Annotated in this window: 13 protein-coding genes and 1 pseudogene; 13 read left to right on the forward strand and 1 reads right to left on the reverse strand. The window is 68.0% G+C overall.

The genetic code is table 11. The annotated features are described in order from the left end of the window. Window positions 1–36 precede the first annotated feature (36 nt). The 7 genes and pseudogenes from IG75_RS0119335 to IG75_RS0119360 all read left to right on the forward strand — a co-directional run bounded on the left by IG75_RS0119335 (window position 37) and on the right by IG75_RS0119360 (window position 9,077). On the forward strand, window positions 37–792 hold the full coding sequence (locus IG75_RS0119335; RefSeq protein ID WP_030522670.1) for a thioesterase II family protein: 756 nt from the start codon (window positions 37–39) through the stop codon (window positions 790–792). Between the two features lie 14 nt (window positions 793–806). Then, complete coding sequence (locus IG75_RS0119340) at window positions 807–2,123, forward strand: beta-ketoacyl [acyl carrier protein] synthase domain-containing protein (RefSeq protein WP_030522669.1); 1,317 nt, start codon at window positions 807–809, stop codon at window positions 2,121–2,123. A 55-nt stretch (window positions 2,124–2,178) separates the two neighbouring features. Further along, a pseudogene (gene nbtC / locus IG75_RS36410) lies at window positions 2,179–5,163 on the forward strand (nocobactin polyketide synthase NbtC); the annotation flags it as partial. Window positions 5,164–5,730: 567 nt separating this feature from the next. Beyond that, window positions 5,731–6,399 (forward strand): class I SAM-dependent methyltransferase, encoded by a 669-nt coding sequence (locus IG75_RS40300; RefSeq protein WP_245713329.1) that lies wholly within the window; start codon window positions 5,731–5,733, stop codon window positions 6,397–6,399. Between the two features lie 64 nt (window positions 6,400–6,463). After that, window positions 6,464–7,444, forward strand: coding sequence for an ATP-binding cassette domain-containing protein (locus IG75_RS0119350; protein ID WP_030522667.1), 981 nt, complete (start codon window positions 6,464–6,466; stop codon window positions 7,442–7,444). Continuing rightward, window positions 7,441–8,316, forward strand: coding sequence for an ABC transporter permease (locus IG75_RS0119355; protein WP_245713320.1), 876 nt, complete (start codon window positions 7,441–7,443; stop codon window positions 8,314–8,316). The genes IG75_RS0119350 and IG75_RS0119355 overlap by 4 nt, the downstream gene beginning before the upstream one ends. Further along, window positions 8,313–9,077, forward strand: coding sequence for an ABC transporter permease (locus tag IG75_RS0119360; protein WP_156058993.1), 765 nt, complete (start codon window positions 8,313–8,315; stop codon window positions 9,075–9,077). The genes IG75_RS0119355 and IG75_RS0119360 overlap by 4 nt, the downstream gene beginning before the upstream one ends. 85 nt (window positions 9,078–9,162) lie before the next feature. Here the strand turns inward: IG75_RS0119360 and IG75_RS0119365 are convergent, their stop codons facing one another. After that, window positions 9,163–11,202 carry a M13 family metallopeptidase gene (locus IG75_RS0119365; RefSeq protein ID WP_307688362.1) on the reverse strand — a complete coding sequence of 680 codons (2,040 nt, stop codon included), beginning with the start codon at window positions 11,200–11,202 and terminating at the stop codon, window positions 9,163–9,165. Window positions 11,203–11,746: 544 nt separating this feature from the next. On the opposite strand from IG75_RS0119365, the gene rplN reads away from it, so the two are divergent. The 6 genes from rplN (at window position 11,747) to IG75_RS0119400 (ending at window position 15,251) form a co-directional block, all read left to right on the forward strand. Further along, window positions 11,747–12,115, forward strand: coding sequence for a 50S ribosomal protein L14 (rplN, locus tag IG75_RS0119370; protein WP_014349098.1), 369 nt, complete (start codon window positions 11,747–11,749; stop codon window positions 12,113–12,115). A 1-nt stretch (window position 12,116) separates the two neighbouring features. Continuing rightward, the gene (gene rplX, locus IG75_RS0119375; protein WP_030522663.1) at window positions 12,117–12,434 is read left to right on the forward strand and encodes a 50S ribosomal protein L24; all 318 of its coding nucleotides are present in this window, start codon (window positions 12,117–12,119) and stop codon (window positions 12,432–12,434) included. 1 nt (window position 12,435) lies between these two features. Beyond that, entirely contained in the window at window positions 12,436–12,999 is a 564-nt protein-coding gene (gene rplE / locus IG75_RS0119380; RefSeq protein WP_030522662.1) for a 50S ribosomal protein L5, read from the forward strand. Window positions 13,000–13,002: 3 nt separating this feature from the next. Further along, entirely contained in the window at window positions 13,003–13,188 is a 186-nt protein-coding gene (locus IG75_RS0119385; RefSeq protein ID WP_030522661.1) for a type Z 30S ribosomal protein S14, read from the forward strand. A gap of 237 nt (window positions 13,189–13,425) precedes the next feature. Next, a complete protein-coding gene (locus IG75_RS38355; RefSeq protein WP_081876982.1) occupies window positions 13,426–14,670 on the forward strand; it encodes an alpha/beta hydrolase in 1,245 nt (414 codons plus the stop codon). Between the two features lie 44 nt (window positions 14,671–14,714). Next, window positions 14,715–15,251: a hypothetical protein gene (locus IG75_RS0119400; RefSeq protein ID WP_030522658.1), complete on the forward strand. Its 537-nt coding sequence runs from the start codon at window positions 14,715–14,717 to the stop codon at window positions 15,249–15,251. Window positions 15,252–15,390 lie beyond the last annotated feature (139 nt).

A 15,390-nucleotide genomic window follows, 5' to 3' on the forward strand; every position in this document is an offset into this window, starting at 1 on the left:
GGCCGCCTCGACACCGAACCAGAGCGGAGTGATCGTATGCAGAGTCCAGGGTGGATCCGGAAATTCCACAGATCCAGAGCGGCCGATCCGCTTCCGTTGCTGATCTTCCCGCACGCGGGATCGGGGGCCTCGGCCTACCGGGCGCTGTCCAAGGCGTTCAGCGCGGATTTCGATGTTTTCGTCTTCCAATACCCGGGCCGCCAGGATCGGGCGAACGAACCGGCGCTCACCTCGCTGGCCGATATCGCGGCCGGCGCCTTCGCCGAATTCCGGGCGTCGGCGATACACCGTGGGCTGCCGTTCGTCACCTTCGGGCACAGTATGGGCTCGCTGGTGTCCTTCGAGTTCGTGCAGCTCGCCGAGGCGGCCGGGATGCCGGTGAACCAGGCCGTGATCTCGGCCGCGGTCGCGCCCTGCCGCGGCGAGCACCGCACACCCGCCCCGACCGACGACGACGAACTGCTCGACCATCTCGCCAAGCTCGAGGGCACCGGCTCCGATGTGCTCGCCAGCCGCGAACTGATGCGGATGGCGCTACCCGCCATCAAGGCCGATCACCGGGCTTCCGACGCCTACCGGTGCGACCCCGGGATCAAGATCGCCACCCGGATCCACGCGATCGGCGGGGACCGCGATCCGATCGTCGGCATCGCCGACCTCAACGGCTGGCGGCAGCACAGCGGTGAGGTCGAGGTGACGGTGTTCGACGGCGGCCACTTCTACCTGAACGACCACATCGCCGACCTCGCCGACCTGGTGGCCGAGAGCGCGCGCTCCGGATCGAACGCATGACACGAGGAGCAGCAATGGCTCAGGAATCCGATATCGACCATGTCGTCATCGCCGGTATGGCGGTCGAGGCGCCCGGCGGGATCGAAGAACCGCGCGCGCTGTGGGACGCGCTCGTGGAATCCCGGGAACTCATCGGCCCGTTCCCGCGCGACCGCGGCTGGAATATCGACGAGTTGCTCTCGCTGGACCGCAACGAGGGCTGGAGCCGGGTCCACGACGCCGGCGGATTCCTCGACGCCGCTGCCGAATTCGATCCCGCTGTCTTCGGTATCGGCAAACGGGACGCGCTCGCGGCGGACCCGCAGCAGCGGGTCGTCCTCCGCGCGGTGTGGCGCGCGCTCGAGAACGCCGGAGTGAATCCCGGCGATCTCGCCGGTGCGGAAGTCGGTTGTTTCATGGGTGCCTCGCCGATGGAATACGGTCCGCGCGGCTCGGCGGTCAACGAGTACTCCGGTCACCGGACCATCGGCTTCAGCACTTTCGGTATGGCGGGGCGGGTTTCGCACAGCCTCGGACTGGTCGGCCCCTCGGTGAATATCGATTCGGCGTGCGCTTCGTCGCTGACCGCACTGCATCTGGCCGCCGCGTCCATCCGCGCCGGAGAGTGCGACTGGGCTGTGGCGGGCGCGGTGAGCGTGATGGGGTCGCCGGGTGCGTTCTACGAGTTCTCCCGGTTGAACGCGCTTTCGGTGGATGGGCACTGCCGCTCCTACGCCGACAACGCCTCCGGCACGCTGTGGGGGGAGGGCGCGGGCGCGGTGGTGCTGGAACCGGAATCCCGCGCCCGCCGCCTCGGACACCGGATCTACGGCCGCATCCTGGCCTCCCATCACAACCACAACGGCGCGGGCAAACCGATCCTGGTGCCACGGACCGACGCACAGGAACGGGTGATCCGCCGGACGATCGCCGCGGCGGGTATCGATCCCGCGGTGATCGGCATGATCGAAGGACACGGCACCGCCACCCGCGCCGGCGACCCGGTCGAGATCCGGGCGCTACAGAACACCTACGGCGAGGCGGGCTCGTCCGCCCCGCTCGGCTCGGTGAAAGCCAATACCGGGCACGCCCAGGCCGCGGCCGGAATGCTCGGCCTGACCAAACTCCTGTTGTCCGGCCTGCACGGACAGATCCCCCCCACCCTGTACGCCGACACCCCGACCACCCGCGTCGACTGGGATCGCACCGGCCTGCGGCTGGCCACCGAACTCATCGAGTGGAAACCGGTGGACGGCTACCGCTACGGCGCCATCTCCTCGTTCGGAGCCGCCGGAGCCAATGCCCACGCGATTATCGCGATGCCTGCCTGTGAGGAGAACGGCGATGTCTAGCCATCGGATGCCCGACGGGTCCATTCCGGTCCTGTTGTCGGCGGATACGCCGGACCTGCTGCGCGAGGAGGCGGCGGCGATCGGGGCCTACGCGCGCGAACACACCGCGGTCACCGCGGGCGAGATCGCCGATATGCTCTTCCGGACCCGGGTGGCACGCCGGCACCGGGCCCTGGCCCTGGTGGACGGCGGGGAGACCCTGGCCGCGGCGCTGGCGGCGGTCGCCGCCGGACGGGAACATCCCGCGGTGGTCCGCAGCAGTGCGGTGACAGCCCGCAAGCACACATTCGTCTTCCCCGGACAGGGTGGCCAGCGACCGGGTATGGGCGCGGTGTTCTACGACCGTGCCCCCGTGTATCGCGAAGAAGTGGACCGTTGTGCCGCCGAGTTCGCCGAACTGTTCGGGAACGCGCCGCTGGATTACCTGCTCGACGATTCCGTGGCCGCCGACGATTCGGCGCGAATTGTGCAGCCCGCGCTGTTCCTGCAGATGGCGGGGCTGGCGGCGCTGTGGCAATCGGCCGGTGTGCAACCCGCCGCGGTGGTGGGGCACAGCCAGGGCGAAATCGCCGCGGCCTATGTGTCCGGGAGGATGACGCGCCGGGACGCGCTGCTGGTCGTCGGGGCACGGGCCGAAGCGGTGGACCGGATCGCCCCCGAGGACTACGCCATGGCGGTGATCGAGGCCGACCGGGAGGAGGCCGAGGCCCTGCTCGCCCGGCGGTCCGGCCGGGCCGAGGTGTCGTTGGTCAACTCGCCACGCATGGTGGGCATATCCGGCGATCGCGCGGTGGTCGGCGAGGTGGTCGACACCCTTGCCGAGGCCGGCCGGTTCGGCCGGGTCATCCGGGTCCGGTATCCGGCGCACACCGGCATGGTCAACAGCCTGCGCGCCGATCTGCGCGCGGGCCTGGGGGACCGGCTGACCGAGCAGTACTTCCGGGACAGCCCGATCGCCGCATTCGGCGCCACCCTGGGCGAGGCGTTCCCGGCCGAGACGACGCTGGACGACTACTGGTTCTGGAATCTGCGCAACACCGTCCGGTTCGACCGGGCGATCGCGGCCGCGGTGGAGTCCGGCTCCGATTCGTTCGTGGAACTGGCCGAACATCCCACCCTGCAGCTCCCGCTACGGGAGAATCTGGAAACCCTGGCGGCCCCGGCCGAGACCACGGTCACCGGCACTTCGAACCGGACCGCCACCGATCTCGCGCTCTTCACCCGGAACCTGGCGACGCTGGCGGTGAACGACCAACACTACCGATGGTCGGCACTGGCCACGGACACCGGCGGCACACCCCGGCCACCGCTCCTGGATTTCCCGAATCTGCGGATGAGCCGGCAGCGGCTGTGGCTGACGCTCGGATCCGATCCCGCGGCGGCACCCCGTCGGTCCGCCGACCCGGTTGTCGCCGCGCCGGTGGCGGTGACTCCGGCTCCCGGGCGGGTGATACCCGCCCAGCTGCTCGTCGAGGAATGGACCCGGCTGTCCCGCCGGAAACTGCTGGCGCCGCGCGCCCTCGGGCTGGTGGACGCCTCCGGTGCCTGCGCCGAACTGGCCGAAGCGCTCTGTGCGCAGGCCGAGAACCACGGGGCGACCGCCCGGCTCGTGTCCGCCGAGGCCGGCGGCGACCTGGCCGGTATCGACGCCGTGGTCGTCCTGCTGCCCCAGGCCGCGGACGCGGAGATGAGCGAAGCGGTCGCGGAATTCTTCGGCACCCGCGCCTGGTGGTCGAAACCGGATCCCGCGGTGTCCGACTTCTGGCTGGTCACGGTGGGCGGCGAAGCGGTGGTTCCCGGTGACGAACCGCATCCGGTACCCGCGGCCGCGGCGGCCGGCTTCCGGTCGGTCGGTGCCGAGCACCCGGGTATCGCCTTCCGGCACCTGGACCTCACCGCCGCGACCGCGGAGACGGCCGGGGCGGTGCTCGCGGCGCTGCACACCGCGGACGAATCCGAACTGGCGGTACGCGACGGGAACCTGTACGCCAAGCGGCTGACCGAGACCGAGCCCGGCGCCGGCCCACTCGCCGTACCGCACAATGTGCTGATCACCGGCGGCACCGGCAAGGTCGGCCTCGAGTTCTGCGCGCATTTCGCGCGGGCCGGGGCCCGGCAGATCACACTTGTCGGCCGCACCGGCGAAACGGCGGAGGTGACCCGCAAACTGGCACCGATCCGAGCGACCGGCGCCACCGTACGGGTGCTGTCCGCCGATATCGGTGACCCGGCCGCGGTACGTGCCCTGGCGGTCGAATTCGGCACTGCCCCGGCCGATCTCGTCCTGCACGCCGCCGCCGATTACGCGGGTATCGAGGGCATCGAACTGGCCGAGATCACCTACACGCAGGTGGTCGAACTGCTGCGTGCCAAGGTCGGTGGGCTCACGAATGTGCTCGACGCGCTCCCACTGGCCGCGAATGCCCGGGTGCTGCTGTGCTCCTCGCTGGCCGCGACCCTGGGCGGCCGCGGCACCGTTGTCTACGCGGCGGCCAACCGGATGCTGGACGCCCTCGCCTACCGGTTACGTGCCGCGGGTGTGGACTGTGTGTCGGTGCAGTGGGGGCAGTGGGCGGTCCACGAAGGTGTGGGCGCCTCCGATATCGCGACACTCGCCGAGGTCGGGTATCTGCCGATGGGTTCGGCCGATGCCATCGCGCTGGGGCTGAGCGGACTGTCCGGCAACGCGGTGATCACCGCCTTCGATTGGGACCGCGGCCGCGCGACGTTCGGGGCGTTCGGTTACGGGCCGCTGCTGTCCGGATTGGCCACCGCGGCGGCCACCGCGGCCGCCCCGGAACCGGCCCCCGCTGTGCCGGCCGCCGGCGCGGCCGTCTCCCCGGCCCGCCGGATCGTGGAACTGTTCGCGGAGGTCCTCGGGGAGGACGATCTCGACTCCATCGATACGACCAAGCCGCTGGTGGCGCTCGGCCTGGACTCACTACAGGCCCTGGAACTGCGTCGCCGTGTGCACCAGGAATTCGGGTACGAACTGCCGGTCGGCGACCTCGTCGGCGGTGCCACGCTCGACGATGTGGTCCGCCTGGTGGGAGACCGGCCCGCGCTGCGGCAGCCCGCGGCCGCGGTGCCGGCGGCCCCGGCCGCGGCACCGGCGCCCGCCGCGGCGTATCCGGTGGCCGCCGCTCCCCTGGACGCGGACGATCTCGGTGCCCGGGCCCGGTGGGCGGCCGAACAGGTCGTTCCCGCTGATCTGGATGTCGAGCGGCTCCGCTCCGCCCGGCGCGACCTCGACCTGTTCGGCGCGCGCGCCATGCTCCGCGCCCTGGAACCGGTACTGCGGGACCGAGCCGTGCACAGCGTCGAGGACATCACCGAACGGCTGAAGGTCGCGGCCCGGCATCGTTGGCTGCTGCGGCAGTGGTTACAGGAACTCGCCCGCCACGGCGCCCTGACCGGTGACCCGGACAGCGGTTACCGCTATGAGCGGGAGTTACCGCCGACGACGAGGAACGAACTGGTGCAGGCGTGCACCGATCTCGGCTACGCGCCGGAACTGGCCACCTTCGTGGGCGCTACGAACGGCCACCTCACCGAACTGGTCCAGGACCGGATGCGGGTGCAGGAGTTGCTGTTCCCGGGCGGCGATATGGTCACCGCGGAAGCGACCTATCGCGAGAACGCGATCAGCCGCTACCTCAACCACGCCGCGCGCGAGCTCGTCGCCGGGGTGGTCACCCGCCTGCGCGCGGACCGGTCGCCGGTGCGGATCCTGGAGCTGGGCGCGGGTGTCGGCGGGACCACCGACGACGTGGTGGCCGGGCTCACCGGTCTGCCGGTCGAGTACCACTTCACCGATGTGTCGAATTTCTTCCTCGACGCGGCGCGCCGGCGGTTCGCCGACCGTCCGTGGATGCGGTTCGCCATCGTGGACATGAACGCCGATCTCGCGCAGCAATCGCGCTACGACCTGGTGATCGCCTCCAATGTGCTGCACAACGCGCATCACATCGGTCATACGCTGGGCGAACTGCGCGAACTGCTGAACCCCGGGGGCGCGGTGGTGTTCATCGAGACGGTGGTGGCACACAGCCAGTTGCTGACCTCGGTGCACTTCCTGATGTCGCCCGCGCCCGGGCAGCCGCACGCGGGGGCGGCCGATGTGCGGGCGGGGACCGACCGGATCTTCCTGACCGAGGAGGAATGGGTGGGCCAGCTCACGGCAGCGGGCCTGCGCCCGGTGGTGGTGCTGCCGGCGGCCGATCATCCCTTGGCGCTGCTCGATCAGCGTGTTTTCGCCGCCGTGCGCGACGCGTAGGCAGCCCCGGATGTGAACGCGAAGTCGCCGGGTCGGCGGCGGGGAACAGCGAATGGAGAACACGATGTCAGAGAAACGGGCGGACTCCGGTGACGCGATAGTCGTCGAGTCCGTCGTGAAGTCGTTCGGCGAGGTGAAAGCTCTGCGCGGGATCGACTTCCGCGTACCGGCCGGGAGCGTGCTCGGTGTACTCGGGCCCAACGGCGCGGGGAAGACCACCACGGTCTCGGTGCTGTCCACCCTGATCCGGCCGGATTCGGGCCGGGCCGTGGTGGCCGGGTACGACGTCGTCCGCGATGCCGCCGAGGTGCGCAAATCGATCATGCTCACCGGCCAGTACGCGGCACTGGACGAGATGCTCACGGGCCGGGAGAACCTGGTGCTGTTCGGACGACTGCTCGGCCTGCGCCGCCGGGCCGCCCGGCAGCGCGCCGACGAACTGCTGGAACGCTTCTCGCTCACCGAAGCGGCCGACCGGCGGGTCGGGCAGTACTCCGGCGGTATGCGCCGGCGTATCGATATCGCGTGCGGACTGGTGCGCTCGCCGCGGGTGGTGTTCCTCGACGAACCCACCACCGGCCTGGACCCGGTGAGCCGGCAGCAGCTCTGGGCACTCGTGCGCGAGCTCAAGGCCCAGGGGGTGACCATCCTGCTCACCACCCAGTACCTGGAGGAGGCGGATGCGCTGAGCGACAACATCATCGTGGTCGACAAGGGCACGGTGATCGCGGAGGGCACCGCCGATGTGCTCAAGGCGCGTTCGGGTTCGAGCTACTGCGAGGTCGTACCGGTGGATCCCGGCGATGTGCCCGCCGTGGTGGCCGCGCTGTCGCCGCTGGCGGAGTGCACCGTCGCCGATTCCGCCGACCGGGTGTCGCTGCCCGCCCCCGACGGTGCCGCCACCCTGACCGCCGCGCTGGCCCGGCTCACCGAGGCCGATATCGAGCTGATCGATATCGCGCTGCGGCGTCCGTCGCTGGACGAGGTATTCATCCGCCTCACCACGCGCAGCGAGGAGACCGACGCGGTCGAGGTCACGGCATGAGCGAGTCAGGCCCGGAGGCGGTAGCGAAGCGTGACCACGCAGGGCCCTCGCTCATGCCCGGCAAACACGGCATGAGTGTCCTGGTGGCCTCGCCCGCCGCACAGCCGCCGGTGCAGGACCTGGAGGTCGCACCCGGTGTGCAGTGGGCCGCGCTCAGCGAGCGTTCGATCCGGGCGGCCGTGCGAGAGGGCGATCTGATTCTCGCCTTCGCCGCGCCGCTGACCTTCTTCGTCTGTTTCTATGTGCCGCTGCGGAAATCGGTGGAGGCCGGCGGTGTCGACTACGCGCAGTATCTGCTGCCGCTGATCGTCGTGCACGCCATGTTCTTCAGCTCCATGTTCGCGGGAGACCGCGCGGCGCGGGAGGTGGCCGGCGGTATGGGTACCCGGCTGCGGGCCATGCCGGTGGCGGCCTGGGTGCCACCGGCCGCCCGGGTTTCGGCGAATCTGGCCCGGGCGATCACCGCGATCTGCGGTGCGCTGGTGATCGGCACCCTGTTCGGGTTCCGTTTCCACGGCGTGGTCCCGGCCCTGGTGTTCCTGGCGCTGGTGCTCGGCTTCGGGGTGGCCATGATGCTGGCCACCGACGCGCTCGGTACCGCGACGGCCAACCCACAGGTGGGGGCCACGGTGCTGTTCGTACCGCAGCTGCTCCTGGTCATGATCTCCACCGGTTTCGTCCCGGCGGAGGGTTTTCCGGGCTGGATCCAGCCGTTCGTCCGCAACCAGCCCGTCTCCCAGGTGGCCGACGCACTGCGTGGGCTCGCCGACGGGCGGTATCCGGAAGGACTGCCGGTGGCCGTGGTCTGGGTCGCGGGTCTGCTGGTGGCGGGCGCGGCCCTGGCGGTATGGACGGAAAGGAAGCGGCGGTGACCGATTTCTTGGAGCAGGCGCTGGTGGAGACCGGCCGGCTACTGCGGCGCTGGAGCCGCCAGCAGGAGGTGCTGTCCACCACGCTGGTACTGCCGATCCTGCTGCTGCTCATGTTCGAACTGGTGCTCAGCCGTACGCTCGGTGTCCCCGGCGACGCGGAACCGCTGTACGGTTTCGTACCGCTGATCGCCGTCGCCGGCGCGATGTACGGCGCCATGGGCACCGGGGAATCGCTGTTCGGGGAGCGGCAGAGCGGCTTGCTGCGCCGCTTCTGGGTGTTGCCGGTGCACCGGGCCAGTGCGCTGCTGGGCAGGTTGATCGCCGAATGCGCGCGGGCCGCGGTCGCTACCCTGCTGGTGATCGTGGTCGGGGTGCTGCTGGGGCTGCGGTTCGACAACGGCTGGGCCGGGGTGCTCGGCGTGATCGCGGTCCCGGTGATCGTGGTCGCCGGCTTCACCCCGCTGGTGGTCGCGGTCGGCGTGAGCCGGGCCGGTGGTCAGGCCGTGCAGGTGTTCGCGATCGTGGTGCTCGTCGGCATGTTCTTCAATTCCGGTTTCGTACCGCTGGAGAACTATCCCGGCTGGCTGCAACCCATCGTGCGGGGACAACCGATGAGCTGTGCCATCGAGACCATGCGCGGCTTCCTGCTGGGCGGGCCGACCGCCACGCCCCTGGCGCAGACCGTGGCCTGGGCGGTGGGCATGATCGCGGTGTTCGGGGCGCTGGCCGTCCGCGGCTACCGCAAGGCGGCCGAGAGCTGAGCTCGGGCAGAGAAAGGGACCGCGGGCGGGCTGCCCGGCCCCGCGGTCCTTTCACTGCCTGGTTACGGGTGCGCCCCCGGTGCGCTCACAGCTCGATGCGCTGGTCCTCGGGCAGGAAGAGCTTGTCCGCTTCCACCACACCGAATGTCCGGTAGAACTCCGCGATATTGCGGACCACCTGGTTCACCCGGAACTCGTCGGGAGAATGGGTGTCGCCGGCGAGTAGCCGTTCGGTGACCTCGGGGGTCTGCTTGGAGCGCCAGATCCGCGAATACGAATTGAACATGGTGCGGTAGTCGGGATTCGTGACACCCTGGCGCTGCTCGGCGATCCGGTAGGCGGCCAGCGCGATCTGCAGCCCGCGCAGATCGGCCAGGTTCTCGCCGACGGTGAGCGCGCCGTTCACATGCTGTTCCGGCGGCAGCCCCTCGGGGACCAGGGTGTTGTACTGCTCGATGAGCGCCTGGGATTTGGCGTCGAAAGCATCCCGGTCGGCGGGAGTCCACCAGTCGCGCTGGTTACCGTCCCCGTCGAACTTCGAACCCTGATCGTCGAAACCGTGCCCGATCTCGTGCCCGATCACCGCGCCGACCCCGCCGTAGTTCACCGCGATCTCGGCGTCCTTGTCGAAGAACGGCGGCTGCAGGAACGCGGCCGGGAACACGATCTCGTTGTTGGTGGCGGAATAGTAGGCGTTCACCGTCTGCGGTGAGGCACTCCACTCCGCCTTGTCCACCGGCTTCCCCAACCGGTCGAAGGACCGCTTCACCTCGAAATCGTTGATGGCGCGCAGGGATTCGATCAGCTTGCCGCGGGTGACCTTCAACCCGGAGTAGTCCACCCACTTGTCGGGATACCCGAGCTTGGTGCCGATCTTGTCCAGTTTCTCGATCGAGGCCCGGCGGGTTTCGGGCGACATCCAGGTGGAATCGGTGAAATTCTCCCGGTAGGCCGCCATCAGATCGTCGACCATCGCCTCGACCCGTTCCTTGGCCTCGGGCGGGAAATGCTTGTCGACGTACAGCTTGCCGAGCTGTTCGCTCAAATTGCCGTCCACCGAGCCGACGGCCGATTTCCAGAGTTCGGGCCGCTGCTTCAGCCCGGACATCAGCCGCCCGTTGAAATCGAAATTGGCGTCGGAGATCTCCTTGGGCAGCACGTTCGCATAGGTTTTGAGCACCGCGAGCTTCAGATAGTCACGCCAGATCGCGATATCGGTCGCCGCCCAGATCTTGCCCGCCTCGGTGACGAACGAGGGCTGGTTCACCACCACCTTCGCGAACAGGTCCTTGGGTCGGTCGGTGATACCGCGCAGCCACGGGTCCCAGTCGTATTCCGGGGCCAGGGCGGTGGCCTTGTCCCAATCGAAGACGTTGTAGGTGGCCTCCGCGTCGCGGTTGCGCACATTGTCCCAGTGCGCGGCGGCGATCCGCTTCTCCAGATCCAGCAGCCGCCCCGCCACCCCGGTGGGGTCGGGCAGATCCGCGCCCTTGGCCAGGCGTTCCAGATAGGTCCGGTAACCGGCCAGTTCCTCGGCGAACTGCGGGTCGCGGTAGTACTGCTCGTCCAGGCCCAGCCCGGATTGTCCGATCGCGGGGATATGGGCCGAGGAGTTCTTCTGATCGACGCTCACCCCGATACCGATCAGCCCGCCGATCGGCAGCCGGCCCATCACCTCGGCCAGGGCCGGCTTGTCCTTCGCGTCGTCGATCTCGGCGAACATCGACTCCAGGGGCGTCAGGCCCAGCCGCTCGATCTCGTCCAGGTCCATCCGCGCGTCGTAGAGGTCGCGGATCTGCTGGGCCTCGGTCCCGTCCTCCGGGTCGCTGATGCTCTCGATTATCTCCCGCAGCTGCTGCTGGGTGCGTTCTCCGGCCTCGCTGAACGCCCCGTAGGCGGTTTTGTCCGGCGGCAGCTGGTACTCACGCAGCCATTTACCGTTGACGTGCCGGTAGAGATCGTCCTGGGGCCGGATCGCCGGATCGGAACCGCTCATATCGACGGTCACCAGCTTGATGGGTTGCGCCTCGGAACAGGAGGCCAGCCACGCGGCCGCGGGCGCCAGCCCCAGCGCGACCAGGAACCCACGGCGATCGAGTACCAATCGACGATCCGATGATTTCAACGAAACCTCTCCCCGATGCGGGACCCGCACCATCTCCTTGGCGAACCGGCCCCATGAGGCTACCGGCGCCCCATCCCGACGTCGCGCCGGGAGACACGGACCGGCTCGGCCCCGCGGTCGTGGCAGTCGGCAGCCGGGCTCGGGCTCCGCCGGGATTCCGAAGTGACAACGCGACGGATCGCAGCGGCCAAGCGCGTGCGGTCGTCTGTCCATAGATCGGCGACCATTGAGCACTTACAGTGATGTGAGCCTGCCCAGGCCGGTCGAGGCGCGACCGCATGCACGTTCTGTCTATTCCGGATGGTCCGCCCGCGCGCCGGAGGCGCGCAAATCAACACAGCCCCCGATTTCGGTTTGAGCTGCGGGTTCGCTATCCTTGACCGGTTGCCTGCGGGCCCGGTGCCCGCGATTCGGCCGCGAACCCCCGGTGGTTGATCGTCGAGATCGTAGAGAACCGCTGGTAGGCGTGCGTTCGGATGGCGACAGACCATGCCCGTCGGGTCGGCAATCCGGCGTGCTTATCGTCCAGGTCGAGGAGGCTGAAGTGATTCAGCAGGAGTCGCGGCTGCGCGTCGCCGACAACACGGGTGCCAAGGAGATTCTCTGCATCCGCGTTCTCGGTGGTTCGTCGCGCCGCTATGCCGGTATCGGCGACGTCATCGTCGCCACTGTGAAAGACGCCATCCCCGGCGGCAACGTCAAACGGGGTGACGTCGTGAAGGCCGTCGTGGTGCGCACCACCAAGGAACGGCGCCGTCCGGATGGTTCCTACATCCGTTTCGACGAGAACGCCGCCGTGCTCATCAAGGCGGACAACGACCCGCGCGGCACCCGCATCTTCGGCCCGGTCGGGCGCGAGCTGCGCGACAAGAAGTTCATGAAGATCGTTTCGCTGGCCCCGGAGGTGCTCTGACATGAAGGTGCACAAGGGCGATACCGTGCTCGTCGTCTCGGGCAAGGACAAGGGAGCCAAGGGCAAGGTCATCCAGGCCTTCCCGAAGGACAACCGGATCCTGGTCGAGGGCGTGAACCGGATCAAGAAGCACGTCGCGAACTCCGCGAACCTGCGTGGCGCCTCCTCCGGCGGCATCGTGACCCAGGAAGCGCCCATCCACGTGTCCAACGTGATGGTCGTCGACTCGGACGGTAACCCGACCCGGATCGGCTACCGCACCGACGAAGAAACCGGCAAGCGGGTTCGGATCTCCCGTAAGAACGGGAAGGACATCTGATATGACCACCACCGAGAAAGTGCAGCCCCGGCTCAAGCAGCGCTACCGTGCCGAGATCAAGGACGCGCTGAACAACGAGTTCAACTACGCCAACGTCATGCAGATCCCGGGCGTGGTCAAGGTCGTGGTGAACATGGGTGTCGGCGACGCCGCCCGGGACGCGAAGCTGATCAACGGCGCGGTCGACGACCTGGCCCTGATCACCGGCCAGAAGCCGCAGATCCGCAAGGCCACCAAGTCCATCGCGCAGTTCAAGCTGCGTGAGGGTATGCCGATCGGCGCCAAGGTCACCCTGCGCGGCGACCGGATGTGGGAGTTCCTGGACCGCCTGGTCTCGATCGCCCTGCCCCGTATCCGCGACTTCCGCGGCCTGTCGCCCAAGCAGTTCGACGGCAACGGCAACTACACGTTCGGCCTGAGCGAGCAGTCGATGTTCCACGAGATCGATGTGGACAAGATCGACCGTCCGCGCGGTATGGACATCACCGTTGTCACCACCGCGACCAACAACGAAGAAGGCCGTGCCCTGCTGAAGCACCTCGGCTTCCCGTTCAAGGAGAACTGAGACATGGCCAAGAAAGCACTGATCAACAAGGCCAACCGCAAGCCGAAGTTCGCTGTCCGCGCCTACACCCGCTGCCAGCGTTGCGGCCGGCCGCACGCCGTGTACCGCAAGTTCGGCCTGTGCCGCGTGTGCCTGCGCGAAATGGCGCACCGCGGCGAGCTGCCGGGCGTGCACAAGAGCTCCTGGTGAGCTGACGCACCGGTTCGTCCGGCGCGCACACTCGAACGAGGACCCGAGTCGACGACTCGGGTCCTCGGCGTGTTCGGCTGCCGGCCGCTTCTCGGATCCCGATCCGGTCTGGCACACTTGCTCGATGGTTACCGTGCTTTCGACTGCTGTCCCGACGGGGTTCGTCACAGTGGGCCGGATCGCGGCTCGGCTCGGTTGACCGGCCCCGGCCGATAAGGCGATCGCCGAGGTGATGACATGGACAGCTCCGGGCCGAGTCGAGACGATATCGCCTCCGTACTGAAAGATCTGAGCCCCGGAATGCTGGAGGCCAGAGCACTGGCTCGGCGTTTGAATCGAATTGTTTCGGAAATGGGCGAGGGCATTTCCGAGACGCTCTATCGCAGGGCGAGTGAGGCGGCGCGGCAAGGCGACCATCATTTGATCTTGGCCGACTCGAACAACAACCGGGTACTCGGAATGCTTTTACGGCAGGGGCCACCCGCCGCCCCCTCACGGATGACACGTCCGGATATCGGGTTGCCCGGTAATCCACGGCAGCTGCGGGACGCCTGGGAAAATCTCTCCTCATCCGACAGGTCGGAGCTTTTCCATTTGGATCCTTTTCTTGGGAACCGGGGCGGAATTCCGGCGGCAGACCGAGATTTCTACAACCGCCGCAATTTGGATGCGCTTCTACGGGAAGCAAAGGAAGCGAAGGATCGGCCGCGCGTCGAAAATTACGCCGGAATAAAGGCGATCCTGGACGAACCCGGGCTTTTCCTCACCCACATCGACAGCGATGGAGGGCTGGCGTTCTCGCGGGGCAATCCGGATTTCTCCCGTAATAACGCCATACTGCTGCAACCTGCTCACCGACCTGAATTCGTGCTCTCCTACGCGAGATCGATCACAGATCAGTTGCAGCAGGTCGCGCGGCTCGTCGCACCCAATTCCAGCACGGCGGTGAGCTACTGGGGTGGCTACAATCAGCCCGAGTCCATGGTGCAGGCGATATTCCCCCAGCCGGCCCAGGCCGGTGCTGCCGGAGTGCGCGATTATCACGAAGGTCTGCGCGCCAGCCATGAGGGGGCGCCCGCGCACACCACCACGGTCGGCCATTCCTACGGGAGTGTCCTTGCCGCCGAGTCGGCCGGTCGAGGGGCGACGCTGCATACCGACGATGTCGTTTTCATGGGCAGTTGGGGAACGGGCGCGGATCATGTCGGCGATTTGAGACTTGCCGGCGTTTCGCCGGAGAACAATGGCGATCATGTATTCGCGACCATTGCGTCCAGCGACTTCGTGAAACTGATGCCGGATACACACGGCCGATTACCGACAGACCCGGCATTCGGTGCGACGGTGTTCGGCTCCACGCCGTTGATCCCTGACCATTGGAACCAGTGGGACCATTCAGCGGAAGCATATCTGCACTCCGATAACCCGGCGTCGAGAAATATCGGTCTCATCATCACCGGGCACGGCAGCCTGGTGGCATGATTGCCCGCCCGGGCGCGGCCGGAAAACAATGAGAGGAGGCCGAAATGAATATCGAACCGACGCAGATGAAGGCGCGGGAACAGCTGTATCGGCACTTCCTGCGCACACTGCGTATGCTTCCGGCAGGGTCGGCGTTATCGCTTTCGCATCCCGAGCTTCCGCAGGCGCGACTGCATTCGGGAGTGGTCCTGCCCGTCGACGACTCCGCCGGCCGGGTCGATGCCGAGTTCTTCGATATTGCGTACTGGCTCGTCGCGGCAACACCCGGGGCAGAGAGCCGATACTTCGATTCGATCGTGCGGGCCTGGGAACGATTCGGATGGCCGACTCGCGCCGATCGCGATTTCCGGCCACGGGCGGCCTATACCCGCACTCCGGACCACGTCGGTTTTTCCGTGCAGGAGAGTGTGGACGGATTCGTGAGTCTTTCCGGTTCGACCGCTCCGTTCGCGGTCGGGTCGGCTGCCGGCCCCCCGTTCCCGGAGTTGATCGAACACCCGCTCATCACACCGGAGGTGCCGCCGAAGGGAAGTTCCGGCGGCGCAACGGATCCGCTGACCGGCCGGGCCCACCCGCGATAGCGCGACGGCGCCGAGGGCGGCTGTCCGACGCGCAGCAAACCGCGACGAGCGCATGCCGTGCCTGTGCACAAAGGATGGCTTCGCCTTTCGATGTGGGCGACGGTGGGTCTCGCCCCGGGAACAGCGCTCGGCGCGAGCC

The sequence above is a fragment of the Nocardia rhamnosiphila NBRC 108938 genome, from assembly GCF_000720425.1.
Lineage (GTDB): Bacteria > Actinomycetota > Actinomycetes > Mycobacteriales > Mycobacteriaceae > Nocardia > Nocardia rhamnosiphila.